The 18,357-nt window shown below is 66.1% G+C and carries 19 protein-coding genes; 16 read left to right on the forward strand and 3 right to left on the reverse strand.

The window, feature by feature from the left end; all coding sequences use genetic code 11:
- Positions 1 to 34 precede the first annotated feature (34 nt).
- From ACIBI6_RS10065 to ACIBI6_RS10100, 8 genes are all read left to right on the forward strand, one after another.
- A complete protein-coding gene (locus tag ACIBI6_RS10065; protein ID WP_396955790.1) occupies positions 35 to 784 on the forward strand; it encodes an RsiV family protein in 750 nt (249 codons plus the stop codon).
- A 65-nt stretch (positions 785 to 849) separates the two neighbouring features.
- Positions 850 to 1,530 carry an RsiV family protein gene (locus ACIBI6_RS10070; RefSeq protein ID WP_364339120.1) on the forward strand — a complete coding sequence of 227 codons (681 nt, stop codon included), beginning with the start codon at positions 850 to 852 and terminating at the stop codon, positions 1,528 to 1,530.
- 48 nt (positions 1,531 to 1,578) lie between these two features.
- On the forward strand, positions 1,579 to 2,220 hold the full coding sequence (gene nadD / locus ACIBI6_RS10075) for a nicotinate-nucleotide adenylyltransferase (RefSeq protein WP_364339122.1): 642 nt from the start codon (positions 1,579 to 1,581) through the stop codon (positions 2,218 to 2,220).
- Positions 2,221 to 2,658, forward strand: a complete 438-nt coding sequence (rsfS, locus tag ACIBI6_RS10080; RefSeq protein ID WP_364339124.1) for a ribosome silencing factor — start codon at positions 2,221 to 2,223, stop codon at positions 2,656 to 2,658.
- Positions 2,655 to 3,314, forward strand: coding sequence for a histidine phosphatase family protein (locus tag ACIBI6_RS10085; protein ID WP_062993388.1), 660 nt, complete (start codon positions 2,655 to 2,657; stop codon positions 3,312 to 3,314). Before rsfS ends, ACIBI6_RS10085 begins: the two co-directional genes overlap by 4 nt.
- Before the next feature lie 451 nt (positions 3,315 to 3,765).
- The gene (octT, locus tag ACIBI6_RS10090; protein ID WP_396955991.1) at positions 3,766 to 4,524 is read left to right on the forward strand and encodes a diglucosylglycerate octanoyltransferase; all 759 of its coding nucleotides are present in this window, start codon (positions 3,766 to 3,768) and stop codon (positions 4,522 to 4,524) included.
- Positions 4,525 to 4,527: 3 nt separating this feature from the next.
- A complete protein-coding gene (locus ACIBI6_RS10095) occupies positions 4,528 to 5,370 on the forward strand; it encodes a DegV family protein (protein ID WP_364339127.1) in 843 nt (280 codons plus the stop codon).
- A gap of 346 nt (positions 5,371 to 5,716) precedes the next feature.
- Positions 5,717 to 6,217: a hypothetical protein gene (locus ACIBI6_RS10100; protein ID WP_364339129.1), complete on the forward strand. Its 501-nt coding sequence runs from the start codon at positions 5,717 to 5,719 to the stop codon at positions 6,215 to 6,217.
- Positions 6,218 to 6,220: 3 nt separating this feature from the next.
- Here the strand turns inward: ACIBI6_RS10100 and thrS are convergent, their stop codons facing one another.
- Both thrS and ACIBI6_RS10110 read right to left on the reverse strand, forming a co-directional pair.
- Positions 6,221 to 7,423 carry a threonine--tRNA ligase gene (gene thrS / locus ACIBI6_RS10105; protein ID WP_364339131.1) on the reverse strand — a complete coding sequence of 401 codons (1,203 nt, stop codon included), beginning with the start codon at positions 7,421 to 7,423 and terminating at the stop codon, positions 6,221 to 6,223.
- 200 nt (positions 7,424 to 7,623) lie between these two features.
- On the reverse strand, positions 7,624 to 8,379 hold the full coding sequence (locus ACIBI6_RS10110; RefSeq protein ID WP_364339133.1) for an NAD(P)H-binding protein: 756 nt from the start codon (positions 8,377 to 8,379) through the stop codon (positions 7,624 to 7,626).
- Positions 8,380 to 8,484: 105 nt separating this feature from the next.
- Here ACIBI6_RS10110 and lexA point away from each other — a divergent pair, with 105 nt between their 5' ends.
- The 4 genes from lexA (at position 8,485) to ACIBI6_RS10130 (ending at position 11,729) form a co-directional block, all read left to right on the forward strand.
- Entirely contained in the window at positions 8,485 to 9,144 is a 660-nt protein-coding gene (gene lexA, locus ACIBI6_RS10115; RefSeq protein ID WP_364339135.1) for a transcriptional repressor LexA, read from the forward strand.
- Between the two features lie 87 nt (positions 9,145 to 9,231).
- Entirely contained in the window at positions 9,232 to 9,723 is a 492-nt protein-coding gene (locus tag ACIBI6_RS10120; RefSeq protein ID WP_364339137.1) for an FBP domain-containing protein, read from the forward strand.
- Positions 9,724 to 9,960: 237 nt separating this feature from the next.
- Entirely contained in the window at positions 9,961 to 10,911 is a 951-nt protein-coding gene (gene ligD / locus ACIBI6_RS10125) for a non-homologous end-joining DNA ligase (RefSeq protein ID WP_364339139.1), read from the forward strand.
- Between the two features lie 83 nt (positions 10,912 to 10,994).
- Positions 10,995 to 11,729 carry an NAD(P)H-binding protein gene (locus tag ACIBI6_RS10130; protein WP_364339141.1) on the forward strand — a complete coding sequence of 245 codons (735 nt, stop codon included), beginning with the start codon at positions 10,995 to 10,997 and terminating at the stop codon, positions 11,727 to 11,729.
- Between the two features lie 20 nt (positions 11,730 to 11,749).
- Here the strand turns inward: ACIBI6_RS10130 and ACIBI6_RS10135 are convergent, their stop codons facing one another.
- Entirely contained in the window at positions 11,750 to 12,337 is a 588-nt protein-coding gene (locus ACIBI6_RS10135; protein ID WP_364339145.1) for a TetR/AcrR family transcriptional regulator, read from the reverse strand.
- A 62-nt stretch (positions 12,338 to 12,399) separates the two neighbouring features.
- Between ACIBI6_RS10135 and ACIBI6_RS10140 the strand changes: the two genes are divergently transcribed.
- From ACIBI6_RS10140 to holA, 4 genes are all read left to right on the forward strand, one after another.
- Positions 12,400 to 13,215, forward strand: a complete 816-nt coding sequence (locus ACIBI6_RS10140) for a class I SAM-dependent methyltransferase (RefSeq protein WP_396955791.1) — start codon at positions 12,400 to 12,402, stop codon at positions 13,213 to 13,215.
- Between the two features lie 170 nt (positions 13,216 to 13,385).
- A complete protein-coding gene (locus ACIBI6_RS10145) occupies positions 13,386 to 14,507 on the forward strand; it encodes a ComEA family DNA-binding protein (protein ID WP_364339150.1) in 1,122 nt (373 codons plus the stop codon).
- Positions 14,504 to 17,068, forward strand: coding sequence for a ComEC/Rec2 family competence protein (locus tag ACIBI6_RS10150; protein WP_396955792.1), 2,565 nt, complete (start codon positions 14,504 to 14,506; stop codon positions 17,066 to 17,068). Before ACIBI6_RS10145 ends, ACIBI6_RS10150 begins: the two co-directional genes overlap by 4 nt.
- A gap of 241 nt (positions 17,069 to 17,309) precedes the next feature.
- Positions 17,310 to 18,281 (forward strand): DNA polymerase III subunit delta, encoded by a 972-nt coding sequence (gene holA, locus ACIBI6_RS10155; RefSeq protein ID WP_364339154.1) that lies wholly within the window; start codon positions 17,310 to 17,312, stop codon positions 18,279 to 18,281.
- The last annotated feature ends 76 nt before the right edge of the window (positions 18,282 to 18,357 follow it).

The raw sequence follows: 18,357 nt of genomic DNA on the forward strand, positions 1-18,357 counted from the left end.
ATCGGCTCGGTGCGACGTCGATTCGGAGCTCCGGATGAAGAAGACCGCCGCGGTTATCGGTGCGCTGGCCAGCGCCGCAGTACTCACGGCCTGCGGGCCGGACGACTCTCCGACGACCGGGGGCGGATCGTCGGTGCCCGCGACCTCGGCCGCGGCGGGAGCGTCGACGACCGTCGCCGGATCGCCTCGAGCCGAAACCTTCACCGCGACAACACTTCGTCTCGAGGGCACGGGCTACAAGATCGACGTGCCTCAGGTGAGAGGTGGAAAGGCCAATGCCAGAGCCGAATTCAATGAGGCGATGCGGGCCGGTGCACAGGAATGGATCGATCGGATCAACCGGCCGGGCGATTCGGTCACCGGCGGTGACAGCCAGGTCCTCCGCATCGGTTCGCAGGTGCTCAGCGGGCATCTGGTTGTCGTTATGTACTCCGAAGGCGCCGCGCACCCGAACAGCTTCGACGCCGCGCACGTCACCAATATCGATACCGGCAAGGCCATCACCCTGCCCGATCTGTTCACCGACCTGCAGCAGGGCTTGAACACGCTCTCGACTCAGGCCGAGGCCCAGGTACAGCAGAACCCGAGGGCGACCGGCTATAGCAACAGCCTGCTCACTCCGGTCGCCGAGCATTTCCAGACCTGGGTGGCCACGCCCGAGGGCATGCGGATCTATCTCGGTGAAATTGCTTCGCACGCCGCGGGCAATATCGATGTCATCGTGCCGTGGTCCGCGCTGGACGGCGTGCTGAAGCCGGGGATGCGCGCGATCCTCAGCAGCTGATGAACCTGCCATAGCTTGCGGTGGTAGCTTCTCGGGCACGAACGCGAGCTATTCGGGGAGGCGTAATGAGGAAGACCGCTGCCGCTGTCCTGGTCAGCGTCCTGTTCGCCGTACTCACGGCGTGTGGGTCCGCCGACCGGGCCGAGGCACCAGCGGCACCGGCCTTCACCGCGACCTCGATTCGACTCGAGGGGACCTGGTACTCCTTCGACCTGCCGCAGGTCGACGGCGGAACCGACGATGCGCGCACCGACTTCAACGAAGGCTTGCGCGCCGAGGTGGAGCCGTTCCTGCGGGATGCGGCGCAGACCCGGAAGGTGAGCGGATTCCACAGCGAGGTCGCCCATATCGGGCGCCATGTGCTCAGCGGTGTGCTGGGCATCGAGGTCGACGACGGCTATCTGCATCCGACCACCTTCAAACGCACGCATGTGACCGATATCGACACCGGCAAGGCGCTCACCCTGCCGGAACTGTTCACCGATGTGCCGAAAGCCCTCGATCGGCTCTCGGCACAGGCCGAGGTGCAGATCCCGAAGACCCGCGTCGGCACGAACCCCTACGACAAGCAGCGCATCGCACCGGCGGTGGAGAACTTCAAGGACTGGCTGGCCATGCCCGATGGTCTGCGCGTCTACCTCGGGGAGATCGCCTCGCATGCGGTGGGCTATATCGACATCACGATCCCATGGTCTGAACTGGACGCAGTGCTGAAGCCGGATCTGCGGGCAGTCGTCAGCAGTTGACCGTCCGGCCCCGGCTCGGACCGAACCGACCGGTTAAGCTCGGCTCTCATGCAGGAGAACGGGCGCCGTCGACGCAAGCTGGGGGTGATGGGTGGCACCTTCGACCCCATCCACCACGGCCACCTCGTCGCCGCCAGCGAGGTCGCGAACCGATTCGAACTGGACGAGGTGATCTTCGTCCCAACCGGACAGCCGTGGCAGAAGGCCGACAGGCAGGTCAGCCCGGCCGAGGATCGCTACCTCATGACCGTGATCGCGACCGCTTCCAACCCCCGATTCTCGGTCAGCCGGGCCGATATCGACCGGGGCAAGGTCACCTATACCGTCGACACCCTGCGCGAGATGCGCACCAAGCATCCCGAAGCCGAGCTGTACTTCATCACCGGAGCTGACGCGCTCGCCAACATCCTGACGTGGCAGGATTGGGCGGAGTTGTTCGAACTGGCGAAATTCGTCGGGGTGAGCCGACCGGGGTATGAGCTGAACATCGATCATCTCGAGGAGCATCTGCGTGACCTACCGGTCGATGCGGTGACCATGATCGAGATCCCGGCGTTGGCGATCTCATCGAGTGAATGCCGTCGCCGCGCCGCCGAGAATCGGCCGGTGTGGTACCTCGTGCCCGACGGCGTCGTGCAGTACATATCGAAGCGGCATTTATATGTGCCCGTAGGAGTGGAAGGTAGATAATTGAGCGCATCTGTCGAGTCGGTGGAGATGGCGCAGGTCGCCGCGCGCGCGGCGGACGAGAAGCTGGCCACCGATGTCGTGGTGCTCGACGTGTCCGAACAGTTGGTGATTACCGACTGCTTCGTGATCGCCTCCGCGCCGAACGAGCGTCAGGTCAATGCCATCGTCGATAATGTCGAGGAGAAGCTGCGCGCGGCCGGGCATAAGCCGGTCCGGCGCGAGGGCACCCGCGAGGGTCGGTGGGCGCTACTGGATTACGTCGACGTCGTCGTGCACATCCAACACAATGACGAACGCAATTTCTATGCGCTGGAACGGCTCTGGAAGGATTGTCCGGTGGTTCCGGTGGACGGGCTCGCGGCCGGGACCGAGGTGTTCAAGCACACCGAGTCCGAGGGTGTGGCGGTGCGTGGTGAAGCGGGGGAAGAACGCGAGTGAGTAAGTATGCCGGCGTCCGCACGCTGATCCTGCTGCGGCACGGGCAGACCGAATGGAATGCTGCCGACCGGATGCAGGGGCAGATCGACACCGATCTCACCGAGCTGGGTCGTCGTCAGGCGAAAGAGGCCGCGCGCGAACTGGTTTCGCGCAATGCGATCGCCATCGTCTCCTCCGATCTGCGGCGCGCCTTCGATACCGCTTCGGCACTGGCCGACCACACCGATCTTCCGGTGGTTCCGGATCCGCGGCTGCGTGAGACCAACCTCGGCGACTGGGAGGGGTTGACCCACCTGGAGGTCGACGCCGACTACCCGGGCGCGCGGGTGGCCTGGCGCTTGGACGCGGCCTACACCCCGCCCGGCGGTGAGAGCAAACTCGAGGTGGGCGCACGGTCACTACCGGTTGTTCGGGAATTGTTCGCCGAGCGGCAGGATTGGCCGGGCCGGACTATCATCCTGGTGGCGCACGGCGGGCTGATCGCCGCCCTCACGGCCGCGCTGCTCGACCTGCCGCCGCGGAACTGGCCTGCCCTGGGGGGTTTGGCCAATACCAGCTGGGTGCAGCTGAGCAGTCACGGTCCGAGCATCGATCAGCCCGGTTGGCGCCTGGATGTGTGGAACGCAGCGGCGAAGGTGGCCCCGGATGTCCTCTGAAGAACCGGTTCGTCAGGTACCGGATGAATTGTTCCGTCGGGTTTCGGCGAAACCCGAACGGGCGATCCCGGACGCGCTATTCGGACCTCTCCCGGTGCAGAACGGCGAGGCGCGGGAACCGGCCGAGTCCGACAGCGACGAATCGGTCGCCGCCGACTCCGGGGAAGGTAACGAGGAGCCCGCCGCATCCGCGCCCGAATTCACAACTGGTGCGGAGCCGGCCGAACCTGCGAGTGAACCACCGGAAGGTGTTGCGGCAGTTTCCGATACGGATATCGTGGCCTCGGTCACCGACGAGTCGTTGACCGACGCTGCTTCCACCGACGAGTCCATAGCTCCCGCAGCGGAATCCGCGCCCGAGGTCATGGCCGCGGTTTCGACAAGCGGTGACGAGTCCACAGAGGATTCGGGTGTCGACGATCCCGAATCGGCATCCGCGCTCGAAACGATTATCGGCGACGAGGTTTCGGCCGCCGCGGCCGAACCGGCCTCGACCGATGAATCGGATCGCCCGGTGCTGCTGGTGATCGCGGACTCGCTGTCCTATTTCGGTCCCAAGGGCGGCCTGCCCGCGGACCATCCGAAAATCTGGCCGAACCTGGTCGGCGCCGAACTCGATTGGGATGTCGAGCTGATCGGGCGGATCGGCTGGACCTGCCGCGACGCCTACTGGGCGTTGATCGGCGATCCCCGGGTCTGGGCCGCGGTGCCGCGCGCGGGTGCGGTCGTCTTCGCCGTCGGCGGCATGGACACCCTGCCGTCGCCGCTGCCGACCGCGCTGCGCGAGTTGATCCGCTATGTGCGCCCGCCGGTGCTGCGTCGCGGGGTCCGCGGCACCTACAACTGGCTGCAGCCCAAGCTGTCGAAACTCGGTCGCCCGGTCGCATTGCCGCCGAAGGTGAGCGTGGACTACCTGGAGCAGTCGCGCGAGGCCCTGGCACAGCTGCGTCCGGATCTGCCGGTCGTGGCGGTGCTGCCGTCAGTGCACAACTGTGCCGCCTACGGGCATGTGCACAGTGGCCGGGAGCGTGCCGTCAAGGCGCTGCGCGCATGGTCGGCCAAGACCTCCGTCCCGCTGGTCGATCTCGGTGAAGCGGTGCGCGAGGACGTCTTCTCCGGCGATGCGAATCCCGATGGCATCCACTGGGGCTGGGCCGGACATACCGCGGTGGCGAACGCGATGGTGAAGACCTTGCAGGAGGTTCGGTAGTCCGTGGCCGTTGTGGTGGTCACCGATTCGTCCGCCAGCCTCCCTGCTGAACTCGTCGGTGAGTTGGACATTGCCGTTGTCCCGCTGCATGTTCTGGTCGGCGACCGTGCCATCCGCGAAGGCGTCGACGCCATCGATATCGACTACGGCTCGGATACCGTGACGACCTCGGCGGCCTCACCCGGTGAGCTGCGCGCGGTCTACGAGCAGGCACTGGAGCGCAGCAACGGGGACGGTGTTGTCGCGGTACATCTTTCGCGCCAACTCTCCGGTACCTGGGAAGCGGGACGGCAGGCGGTCCGCGATATGGACGCCGCCGATCAGATACGGCTGGTCGATTCACTCGGCGCTGGTCTGGCTACCGGTCTGCCGGTGCTCGCCGCCGCCCGCCGCGCGCGCAGTGGCGCGACATTGAATATCGTCTACGACACCGCCGTCGCCGCGGCCAGCCGATCACGCACCTTCGTTCTGGTGAACCGCACCGAACAATTGCGCCGCGGCGGTCGATTGAGTAGCGCCGCAGCATTTTTCGGCAGCGAACTGGTCAGCAAACCGCTGCTGCAGATCGTCGAGGGCCGTTTGGAACTGCGCGAAAAGGTGCGTACTCGCTCCAAGGCCTACGCCAAACTCGTTGCGGCTGCGGTTGATGCGGCGGGTGACGATGGCGCCGCCGTCGCCGTACAACACCTGGGTGCCGAGGACGCCGCGAATACCGTCGCCAGCCAACTGCGGGAGCTACTGCCCGGTATCCGTGAACTGATTGTCGCGGAATTCGGGCCGACGCTGGGCGTTCACCTCGGCGTCGGTGCGGTCGGTGTGTTGGTCGTCCCGGGTGGCTGCGCCTGATCGGCTACGGTCCAGCACTCGCGGACGTGCCGCATGTCCGGTCGAATGGCGTGGTGGGCGTAATAATTTCTGCGTGATCGCAACCCCTTCGGTCGGCACCGGAGGTGACTAACGTCGCGGCATGACGAGTTCCGTAACTCCGATCAATCCGCCGCTGACCGTCGAATCGGTCGAGTGGGAGCATCCGGACGCGGTGATCCTGCGCGATGAGATGGCCTCCGAGGCTCTGAACTGATCGCCGATGCCACGATCCGCAATGTGCGGCGGCGCCGCCCGGCGACACCGCCCGACCCGACCTCGGCAGCGGGATAACATCAAGTGCCGCAAGGGCGCTCGGCGATATCGAGTGGGATGGCGCAGCTTCGATATCGAGGCGATGCACGGAAGCTACGGTGAGGATGTGGGCGACGAATGTCCGATCTGCGATAAGCATCGAGGGATCGGCGCGCTGGTCGGCCCGGTGATCTACGCGGACGACCTGGTGTTGGTGACGCATCGGCCGCTCACCGAGGGCATGCCGGTGCCGGGCTACCTCTTCGTGGAGACCCGGCGGCACGCACCGACGTTATCGACCTTGACCGACGCCGAGGCGCGGGCGGTTGGCTGGGCCGCTCGGCGCGCCGCGCACGCGTTATATGTCGAGCTGGCACCGGAATTCGTATTCTCCGCGATCACCGGACTGAGCGTCGCGCACTTCCACCAGCATGTATTCGCTCGCCCGCACGGCACCCCCGCCTCGGTGCCGTGGACGAACGCCGATGCGTGGCCGGACGCGCCACACATCGATGCGTGCGCACTCGGTGAACTATGCGATCGCTTGGCGATCCACTTCGTCACCGAGCACTGAGGGTCACAGCTCGATGCTGTGCGCGGCGATGAGTTCGGTTATGCGGCGAAGCAATTCGTCAGCAGGTAGCGGATCGAGGCGCTGTCCGTCCCGAAGCCGCACCGCGACAAGGTCATTCGCGACCTCATTCGGACCTATCACAATTTGGTAGGGGACCAGGCGAGCTTCGCGAATGCGCGCGCCGAGACTGCCCTGATCGGCGGTTTCGGCGCGCAGTCCTAGCCCGAGACAGCGTTCGACGAGCGCTTCGGCGGGCGCCGCCTCGGCCGCCGAAATCGGCAGGACAATCACCTGGGTCGGGGCCAGCCAAGCCGGGAACGCACCGCCGTGCACCTCGATCAGGTGCGCGACGGCCCGCTCGACGCTGCCGATAATGCTGCGGTGCACCATGACCGGGCGGTGTTCGGCGCCGTCCGCACCGATGTAGTGCAGGTCGAATTGCTCCGCTTGGTGGAAGTCGACCTGCACGGTGGAGAGGGTGAATTCGCGGCCGGCGCTGTCGGTGAACTGGATATCGATCTTGGGACCATAGAACGCGGCCTCGCCCTCGGCTGCTTCATACGGCAGGCCGGAGCGGTCGAGAACGTCGGTGAGCATGGCGGTCGATTGCTGCCAGAGTTCCGGGGCCGCAACGTATTTCCCGCCCGGACCGGGCAAGGACAGCCGGTATCGAGTGGGGCGGATGCCCATGGCCGCGTGCGCCGATCGGATCAGGTCCAGCGCGCCCGCGACCTCGTCGGCGACCTGATCTACGGTGCAGAAGATGTGTGCGTCATTGAGCTGGATCGCGCGGACCCGGGTCAGTCCGCCGAGTACGCCGGAGAGTTCGGATCGATACATCCCGCCCAATTCGGCCATCCGCAAAGGTAATTCGCGATAGCTGTGCGAGCGGGAACGGAACATCACCGCGTGATGCGGGCACAGGCTCGGGCGCAGCACCACCTGTTCGCCGCTCAACTCCATCGGCGGGAACATGTCGTCGCGGTAATGCGACCAGTGCCCGGATATTTCGTAGAGCTCCCGCTTTCCGAGTGCCGGTGAGTACACGTGCCGGTACCCGGCCCGACGTTCCGCGGTACGGATGAATTCCTCGAGTGCGTGGCGCACAGTGGCGCCGTCGGGCAGCCAGTACGGCAGGCCGGATCCGATCAGTGGGTCGGTATCGAACAGGCCGAGTTCGCGGCCGAGTTTGCGGTGGTCGTGCACGGGGTCTCCTCGCGGACAGCGGGCGAGTGACCACAAGACGAAGCCCCGGGCACTCGCCCGGGGCTTTCGATCAGGACAACGATCAGCGCGCCGGGACAGTCTCCGGCGTCGTCGTCACAGCAGCGCGCTTCATATGCGCCACGGTAGCAGAACGGTCATGGCGCTGGCACATCAATTATTCCTGCGTTGTGCAAGGAGATTCACACCTGCTCGGCGAGGAAGTTCTCCCAGGTGAGCTTGCCGACGGTCGCACCATCGAGGGTCAGATTCTCCTTCCCGCGATACGCGCGCCCGACCTTGCCCGGCACCGGAACCGGTAGGAACAACCGCCGCTTACCCTCGGCCTTCAGGTAGCCGCGGATCAGCTCGGCCATCGTGTACACCGTCGGCCCGACCAGATCGGGTACCCGCCCGGCCGGTGCGCCGCGCGTCAGCTCCACGAGCCGGGCGGCCACCTCCCGCGAATCGACCGGCTGCCACAGCACCGCGCCGGGCGCGGGGACGACCGGGCTCTTCGCCATGGCTTGTGCGGTCTTCAGGGCGAGGTCGTCGAACTGGGCCGCGCGCAGGATGGTGTACGGGACGCCCGATTCGATAATGGCCTGTTCGGCCGCGAACTTGGCTCGGAAGTAACCGATCGGCAGCTTTTCGGCGCCGACCACGCCGATGTAGACGATGTGCTGCACACCGGCCTTGGCGGCGGCGTCGACCAGGTGCCGGGTCGCGATGTCGTCGCCCTTGGGGCCGCCAGCGAGGTGCAGGATGATCTCCGCGCCGTCGACCGCGGCCTCGACGCCGGTGCCGGCAAGCAGATCTCCGGTCACGAATTCGATGCCGTCGGTCGATTCGTGGGCATTGCGGCTGAGCATCCGGATCTTGAAACCGGCTTCTACCAGCAGCGGTGTGACGTGGCGGCCCAGAGTGCCGGTGCCGCCGGTCAGCAGGATGGTCGTCATGGTTCCTCCAGGGTTCGCATGTGCTGGTCGTTACCGGGATGACGACGCAGGCGGGCCCGGTGTGACAAAGCCGGAATTGTCCGCGCGCACCTCTAAGATTCGCGGGTGACCGGATACGACCACGATGCCTTCGACCACCTCGACACCTCGACCCTGCCGCCGCGTCAGCAGCGGATCCTCGCCACGATCCGGGACTGGGTGCTGCGGTACGGGTACGCGCCGAATACCAGGGAGATCGGCGATGCTGTCGGCCTGCGGTCCTCGTCCTCGGTCTCCAAGCATCTGAAGTCCTTGGAGGACAGGGGGTTTCTGCGCCGCAGCGAGACCATGTCACGGCCGATCGATGTGCGGATGTTCCTGCAGGCGTCGGTGGTTGCGGAGCAGGCCGATGATTCGGTCGCGGTTCCGGTCGTCGGTGATATCGCTGCGGGCACGCCCATCCTCGCCGAGGAACACGCCGACGACGTGATGACGCTGCCGCGTGAACTCGTCGGTCGCGGAACGGTTTTCGGGCTGCGCGTGCGCGGCGATTCCATGATCGATGCGGCGATCTGCGACGGCGATCTGGTGGTCATCCGCAAACAGTACGAGGCGCATTCCGGTGACATCGTCGCCGCGATGATCGATGGGGAGGCGACGGTGAAGGTGTATCGGCGTCGCAACGGGCATGTCTATCTGGAACCGCGCAATCCGGCCTACGACGTGATCGACGGTGATGAGGCGGTGGTGCTCGGGAAGGTCGTGTCGGTGATGCGCCGCGTGTGAGCCTGGAAATTCCGTTGCCCGGGCTAATGACCAGCTGTAGCGTTCCTTCGGTTTGTCCACCGATCGATCGAAGGAGTCGATGCCGTCATGAAAGCCGTCACCGAACGCGACATCAGGTCGTCGTTCATCAACTGTTCCAAGACGACCGCCAAGAAGTTGCCGGTGCCCCGGGACCTGGACAAGCGACCGTGGGATGACCTGGACTTCCTGGGCTGGAGCGATCCATCACTGCCCGGTCGCGGCTATCTCGTTGTGCCGCGCGACGATCGCATCCTCGGCATCGCGCTGCGCTACGAAACCGGTGGATCCGGCCGTACCCAAATGTGCGCGATCTGCCTGACCTCGCATACCGGTCGCGGCGTCTCGCTGATGACCGCGCACAAGGCGGGCGAATCCGGACGCCGGGGCAACTCGATCGGTACCTATATGTGCACCGATCTGGCGTGTTCGCTGTACGCGCGCGGTAAACGAACGCCCGCGCTCGGCAATCGGTACCGGGAAGATCTGATCACCGAGGAGACCAAGATCGAGCGAGTCCGGGACAACATGAACGCCTTCGTCACCAGGCTGTTCACCTAGATCCGTCGATTCGGTCCCAGCAATGAAATGGAGGTAGATGCCATGTGCCGACACTCAACAGAACTCTGGATGCTCAGGATTCCTCTCCGGTTGAGCAGGCCCGGAATCGGTCCGGACCCGCTCATCCGGAGAGGAATCGTTCGATAACCCTCGCCTGCCAGACCAGTCGGTATCATTCAGCTAATTGTCAGCAGCGTTCGAGTTCGCAAGGGGACCGGCGATGGCGACGAGGCGGGTGTGACGAGGCTGCCGCACTATGCGGCGATGCTGGCGCTGGCGGGTGCTCTCCCCGGCGACGGTGACCGCTGGGGCTACGAGGTCAAATTCGATGGCATTCGCGCCATCGGGTACGTCGATAACGACCTGCGGCTGATTTCGCGCAACGATAAGGACATCTCCGCGGCCTGGCCGGAACTCGCGGATATCGCACCCGGGAATCCGAGATTCGTCGTCGACGGCGAGGTCGTCACCTTCGCCGCCGACGGCCGGACCTCCTTCGAAGCACTGCAGCCACGCATGCACCAGCGCAATCCCGCCATGATCCGCGCGTTGCGGAAGTCCATTCCCGCGACGTACCTGATCTTCGACCTGCTCCACATCGGCGACCGATCCCTGATCGACCTGCCCTATCAGCAGCGTCGCCAACTGTTGGAACAACTCGGCCTACGCGGCCCGCATTGGCAGGTTCCACCGCGCTTACACGGCACCGGCGCAGATGTACTCGCCGAATCGAAACACCTTGGCCTCGAAGGCATTCTCTGCAAACGCCTCGACAGTCCCTACCTCCCCGGCCGGCGCAGCCCATTGTGGACCAAGGTCAAAAATATGCGCGACCAGGAGGTCATCATCGTCGGCTGGCGACCGGGAACCGGCAGACGCGCACGGACCATCGGCTCCCTCCTGATGGCAGTGCACGACGACTCCGGAAACCTCGTCTACATCGGCAACGTCGGTACCGGCTTCACGCAATCCGCCCTCGCCGACCTCCAATCCGAACTCCAACACCTACAACGCAATAGCCCCACCGTAACCGCCGACGTGCCCGACGCTATCTGGACAACCCCAACCCTCGTCGGCGAAGTGACTTTCACCGAATGGACCAGCGACGGCCGCCTCCGCCATCCCTCCTGGCGCGGCCTGCGTCCCGACAAATCCCCGACGGAAGTGAAGGCGCCATTATCGGATTAGACGCGTGGGCTCGACAGCGTGCGGACCGTCGACACAGTGCTCTACGGGGCGATCCGCCCCGATAGCGAACAGGAGGCAAGCTCATGAAGATCGCAGTCATCGGCACCGGACTCATCGGCTCCCAGGTGGTGGAGAAGCTCACCGCGGCGGGACACGATGCGACCGGGCACTCGCGCTCGACCGGCATCGATCTCCTCACCGGCGACGGACTCGACCAGGCGCTGCGCGGTGCCGAGGTGGTCGTCGACGTGGCCAACTCGCCGACCTTCGACGAGGCCTCGCTCGACTTCTTCCGCACCTCGGTGCCCCACCTCTTGGCCGCCGCGCAGGCGGCGGGCGTGCGCCACATCGTGACGCTCTCGATCGTCGGCGTCGACCAGGTGCCCGACCTCGTCTACTACCGGGCCAAGACACTGCAGCAGGACCTGGTCGAGGCCGGACCGATCCCGTACTCGATCGTCCGCGCGACTCAGTTCATGGAATTCGTTGTGGCGGCGCTGGACTGGACAACCGACGGTGATGTCGTGCGGCTGCCGTCCACCCCGATTCAGCCCATCAGCTCCGCCGAGGTCGCTGCCGCCGTCGCCGAGGTCGCCGCAGGCGCTCCGCTGCGAGGCATCCGCAATATCGGCGGCCCCGAAGTCTTCCGACTCGACGAACTGGGCCGAATCGCACTGGAGATCACCGGCGACAACCGCCGCGTCATCACCGACGAGACCGCCGGCCTATTCGCAGCCGTCAAAGGAGATGTGCTCACGGCGCCCAAAGGCACCCACCTCGCTACCACCCACTTCCGGGACTGGCTGCGGTCACGCTGACCTTGGTGACACTCGCCACCTCAGCCGAGAGCGCTTGTGATGACGGTGGTTACGACTTTGCGGGTGGCTTCGGGGGTGGGTGGGGCGGTGGTTCGGTCGGCGAAGAGGAGGTGGGCGCTGCCGATGAGGGTCAGGGCAAGGGTGTGGGTGTCGGCTTCGGGGGTTATGCGGCCCAGGGCCTGTTCGGCGGTGAGGTAGGTGGCGAGCATCGTGGTTGCTTCGGTGAGTACCGGGACGCCGGAGGGCCGGACGGGGCGCAGGCGGGCGCGGAGTTCGTCTCGGAAGGTGACGAGGCTGACTATGGCTACCGCGACCGATTCGAAGACGGTGGTCAGGGCTTCGGTGAGATTGTCGGTGACCGTGCGGGTGCCTGCGGATTCGCGCAGGGCGGCGGACTGCTGATCGATTCGGCCGATGCGGTCGAGGACGAGTTCGGCGAGGAACGCGTCGAAGTCGGCGAAGTGCCGGTGCAGGACGCCCTTGGCGCAGCCTGCCTCGGTGGTGACCGCGCGACTGTTCAGCGCATTCGGACCGTCTCGCAACAGGATTCGCTCGGCGGCAGCGAATAGCTGCTCGCGCGGATCGCGCATGGCCACCCCTGTCGGCACGGTATCTCCTTTTCTCGGGCGCACCCGTTGGCAAGTGGGCGCATGCCCACTATGGTGGGCGCATGCCCACTGTACCTCCGGAGCGCACCGCCTCCGACCAACGCGAATCCCATCGAGCCCGTGAGCTGGCCGAATCGTTCGGCTCGGATCCGCAGCGCTACGACCGGGCCCGACCCAGCTATCCGGCTGCCATGGTGGATGCGATCGTCGCCGCCAGCCCGGGCCTCGAGATCGTCGATGTCGGCATCGGTACCGGCATAGCGGCTCGGCAGTTCCGGGCCGCCGGTTGTCGCGTCCTTGGTGTGGAGGTCGATGCGCGGATGGCTGAGTGGGCGCGCAAGCACGGCTTCGAGGTCGAAGTGTCGGCCTTCGAATCCTGGGACCCCGCTGGCCGAACCTTCGACGCCGTCATCTCCGGCCAGAGCTGGCACTGGGTGCACCCTCTCGCGGGTGCCGCAAAGGCCGCCGAAGTGCTGCGACCCGGTGGACGGCTGGCCGTGTTCTGGAATTCGGGCCAGCCGCCAACAGAGTTGGCCCAAGGCTTCGCCGCGGTCTATCAACGGGTCGTGCCCGACTCGCTTGCTGCTCGTTGGGCAGCGGGGGCGACGACGGCGTCTTCGTCGCCGTCGATCAAGGCGAGCGAGGGGATTCAGGCGGCGGATGGCTTCGGTGATCCCGAGCAGTGGACGTTCGATTGGGAGCGGACCTACACCCGGGACGAGTGGCTGGATCAACTGCCCACGACCGGCGGTCATGCTCAATTCTCTTCTGCCACACAGGAAGAGGTGCTGGCAGGCGTCGGGGCCGCCATCGACGCGGCTGGTGGTTCCTTCCCGGTGCAGTTCACCACGACGGTATTGACAGCACTGCGGAACTGACCTATGCCTCAGTTCGAGCCCCGTAACGTGCGCCCGCCGACGCTGTTGTCGGACAGGCATTCGCGCCTTCGCGAGCGGGGTTATCCACAGGCATGGAGTTATCAACAGACTTTTTATTTCGCCTGGTCGGCACCGATTCTCGGCCGTGCGGTGGGACTAGCGTCGCCGCCATGTCCCGACATGACGAGCGCGAGCGGATTCGCCGACGACTGACCGTGCTGACCGAGCGGGTCGGTGCCAGCCGAACGATCGGTGCCGGGAGTCCGGCGCGTAACGACCGCCGAGGCGCTGAGCTCTGTCGAAGTTCGCCACGTTCGTCGAAGTCCGGAAAACGATCGGGGCGAAGTGCGCCGCTGGTCCGCGGTGGACGCTGGGATGACCAGGAGTTATCCGACGCTGTGGAGTCCGATACCGATTTTTCGTCTACCAAGGACGCCCGGTCCGATCTCGATGATGAGGAGGACTGGGCGGACGCGGTCGGCGAGGTGCGGGCACCGGGTTGGCTGGATGAGCCGCGGCACCGCTCGGCATGGCGGGAACATCTTGTGCCGGAACGGTTTCGGGGTACTCGACTGGATCCGGGGTGGCGGGGACTGGTGACGCTCGTCGCGGTCGGACTGGCAGCAGTGGTAGTCGCGGCTGTCGTGGTGTTGCGTGAGCGACCGGTCGCGCAGGCGGTGCCGCTGCCGTCCGCGGTGCGCGTCAGCACCGGTACGGCACCGGCTGGGCTGTCCGCCGCAAGCATGGCGGCATCGTCCGGCGCGGCATCATCCGGCGCGGCATCGTCTGCCCTGCCGGTAACTACGAGTCCCACAACGGAATTGGTGATCAGCGTGGTCGGTCTCGTCCATCGCGGGGGCCTGGTGCGATTGCCCGCCGGGTCGCGAGTCGCCGACGCGCTCACCGCTGCGGGCGGTGCGAAGGACGGTGCGGATCTGAGCGGGCTCAACCTCGCGCAGCGTCTCCAGGACGGCGACCAGGTTCTCGTTGGTCCGAGCGGTCCGAACGCGGGGCCGCAGCTCGGCAGTGCCACGATCGGTGCAGGTGGACGGCCGCCGGGCGGATCTGCACCGAATTCCACTGCGGCGCAACGCCCGTCGAGCAAGATCGACCTCAATACCGCGACCGAAGCCGAACTCGATGCCCTCCCGGGCATCGGCCCGGTCACTGCTCGCGCAATCGTCACCTGGCGCACCACGAATGGACGATTCACCGATGTCGCCCAACTCGGCGAGGTCGACGGCATCGGCCCGGCCCGGCTCGCCCGCCTGCGCGATCTGGTGACGGTATGACCGCATTCGACGGTGGGACAGATGGGCAGGGCGATATCGATCGACGGGCTGCCGAGGATGGTGAGCCATCGGTGCAGGCAGCACGGGTGCTCGACGCGCGGTTGCTGCCCGCCGCGTTGAGTTGTTGGGGCGCGACGATTGTCGTGCTGACGGTGGGATGGGTGGCCGGTTTGGTGCTGGCGTCGGCGCTGGTGCTGCTGGCGATCGGCCTCTGGGTGGTGCTTTTGCGCGCGGTGGCCCATCCCAGCGAGCGGTGGCGGGTGGTCGCCGTCGCCGCACTCGCCGCGCTGCTGATGGGTGCCGGGTTCGCGGTGGCCGGGGCATGGCGCGAGCATCGGGTGGCGACGCATCCGTTGCGGAACACGGCCGCTTCGGTGCGTGTGGTCGTGATACCCACCGATGATCCGAAACCGGTGCGGTCCAGCGCATTCGGGGGTGAGCAGCGATGGAAGGTGCAGGCTCGGTTGCGCGAGTATCGGCAAGGCGGTGTGACGGTACGGGTGGGTGGCACCGTGGTGATCCTCGGGTCCGGCATGGACTGGGGCGAGCTATTGCCCGGGCGAGCGGTGGAGTTTCGGGCCAAGCCGGAACGGCCGTGGCACCGCGACCTCACCGTCGCCACGCTGCGGGCTCAGGGACCGCCGGTCGTGGTCAGTGCCTTGCCCTGGTGGCAACGGGTCGCGGCGGCGGTGCGCACCGACCTCGCGCAGGCGGCACGCGTACTACCCGAACAGCAGGCGGGGCTGCTGCCCGCGCTGGTGGTGGGAGACACTTCCGCGCTGCCCGACGAAGTCCGCGAGGAGTTCGAAATCGCTGGACTGGAACATATTTGCGTGGTCAGCGGGGCCAATTTCACGATTTTGTTGGCGGTCGTGCTCGGTGCTGTGCGGCTGCTCACCCTTGGGCCGCGCGCCGGTGCCGCGGTCGCGGCTGCGGCACTGCTGATGTTCATTGTTGTGGCACGTCCGGATCCGAGTGTGCTGCGGGCAGGGGCAATGGGCGCGATTACTCTGCTCGCCTTGATAACCGGACGTCGCAAGCAAGCATTGCCCGCGCTCTGCACCGCGGTCATCGGTTTGCTCGCACTGTGGCCAGAACTTGCCGTGCGAGCCGGATTCGGACTGTCGGTACTGGCGACCGCCGGACTGATCCTATTGGCACCCAGTTGGGCGGATTGGTTGCGCGATCGCGGCTGGTGGCGGGTGCCAGCCGAGATCGTCGCCGTATCGGCCGCCGCTTTCGTGGTGACGACACCGGTCGTGGTCGCGTTGACCGGGCGGCTCAGTCTGGTCGCGATTCTCGCGAACATCCTGGTCGAACCCGTAATCGCACCGGTCACGGTGCTCGGTGCGGTCGGCACCGTACTTGCTGCGGCCTGGCCGCCGCTGGCCGAACTGATACTGCGCTGCACGCAACCGCCACTGTGGTGGTTGCTGTTCGTGGCCGAACATGCGGCGAACGTGCCGGGCGCGGAGATCTCAGTGCGCGGTGGTCTCACCGGCGGGGCTATCGCTTGTGCGGCAGTAGTTTTCGCTGTGCTCGCATTGCGGTCGGCGATGATGCGCCGCCTCGCAGCTGCCGTGCTCCTCGGCGTCGCGGGCGTGCTGATTCCGGTGCGGGTCTGGCATCCGGGCTGGCCACCCGCTGGCTGGGTATTGGCTGTTTGTGATGTTGGTCAGGGAGACGGACTCGCATTGTCCGTCGGTGACCACACGGCGGTGGTCATCGATGTCGGACCGGACCCGCGCATCATGCGCACCTGTCTGAATCGCCTGCGCATCAACCGGATCTCGCTGCTCGTGCTGACACATCCGCACGCCGACCACATCGCCGGATTGGCTGGTGCCTTACAAGGCCGTGCGGTCGACGCCCTGGCAGTCGGGCCCGGCGAGCTCTCCGGAACAGCGGGAAATGTCGAATCCGCAATCACCGGCGACCGTCGAATATCGAATTCGACCAGATCGGAGGCGGATTCGGATGCGTCGACGGACTCTTCCCCCGAACCGCATTCGCCACGACATCGGCGCGCATCGGTCAGCGGACCGGAACAAGTCGCTGGTCTCGCGGCACAGGAACACATCCCGGTGCTGGAGTTGTCTTCGGGACAGGTATTGCGTTTCGGCGCTGTCGAATTGAACGTACTCGCCCCGGCCCCACTCCAACACCGCCCGACCGGCCCGCCTAGCACCGATGATGCCAATGACCGCTCGATCGTCATCGCCGCCACCACGCCTGCCGGCCGAATCCTGCTCACCGGCGATATCGAGGCCCCAGCGCAACAACGACTGCTCCACTCGGGTGCTCCTGTGCAGGCCGACGTCCTGAAGCTGCCGCACCACGGATCGCGAACAACCACGAAGGAATTCATTGCCGCCGTCCACCCGCGACTCGCCTTGGTCAGCGTCGGTGCCGACAACACCTTCGGCCACCCGAATCCGGGTGTGCTCGCGGATCTCGCCGACCTGGGTGTCGCCGTCGCGCGGACCGATCAACAGGGCGACGTACTGGTCCTGGGTGAGGGCCGTCAGCTGCGAACCCTGACCACCCGAAGAGCCAGATAGCTGTCCCGATAGTCTGCGCGCCGATCTGGACAAGCTGCTGGACCCCGGAGCTTCGGAGCGCAGGCTCGCCGTTGGATCCGTCCGGCCGAAGTCGGGACCGGTACCTGCTGGAGTGCAGCGCGTGGATGACGGACGGAATAGCTAGACGACCGGGAGGCCCGAGTTTCGAACACGGATGGTGAAAGGCGGAGGAGCCTGCGAGGTGTGAGGAGGTGTCGGTGACGAACCGTAGGATGCTCGCGTGAGCGAACGGACTGCGGCAGTGCACCTGGTGCTCGGTGATGAAGAGCTGTTGGTCGAACGGGCCATCGCGGGGATTACGGCGCAGGTGCGGGCGAATGCGCCCGAGCCCGATGCGGTGCCTGTTGATCGGCTGCGGGCCGGGGATGCCAGCACCGCTGAGCTAGCAGAGCTGCTGAGTCCTTCCCTTTTCGCCGAGGATCGGGTGATCGTGCTCGAGTCGGCGGCGGAGGCCGGTAAGGAGGCGGTCGCGGTGATCACCGCTGCCGCCGGGGATCCGCCCGAAGGTGTGGTGCTCGTGGTGCTGCATTCCGGGGGCGGTCGGGCCAAGGCACTGGCCCCTGCGCTGCAGAAGTCGGGTGCGCAGGTGCACGATTGCGCCAAGCTGACCAAGGCGGCCGAGCGGGTGGAGTTCGTACGCGGCGAATTTCGCAACGCCGGGGCGCGGGTTTCGAGCGAGGTCGTGCAGGTGATGCTGGAGGCGGTCGGCTCGGATCTGCGGGAATTGTCCGCGGCCTGTTCGCAATTGGTCGCCGATACCGGCGGCAAGATCGATATCGCCGCCGTGCGCCGCTACTACTCCGGCAAGGCCGAGATTTCCGGTTTCGATGTCGCCGAACTCGCGGTCGCGGGGGATCGCCCCGGTGCCATGGAGGCATTGCGCTGGGCCACCGACCGCGGTGTACCGCATGTACTGCTCGCCGACGCACTCGCCGACTCCGTCCATACCATCGCCCGTGTCGGCTCCGCGGGCCGCGGCGACCCGTTCAAGCTGGCCCAGCAGTTGGGCATGCCGCCGTGGAAGGTGAAGAAAGCCCAGGCCCAAGCGCGAGGTTGGAACCAGGCCAGCATCGGCACGGCCCTGCAAGTGGTCGCCACGCTGAATGCCGACGTCAAGGGTGGTGCCGCCGACGCCACCTACGCCTTGGAACACGCCCTCACGCAGATCCTGGACCTGCACTCCGCAAGCTGAGATAGCGCTGAACCTGCTCGCTGTCCGACACACCGATGCGGTGGGTGCGAATAGGGCTCGCACCCACCGCAAAGGG

It is taken from the genome of Nocardia sp. NPDC050412, assembly GCF_044458825.1.
Lineage (GTDB): Bacteria > Actinomycetota > Actinomycetes > Mycobacteriales > Mycobacteriaceae > Nocardia.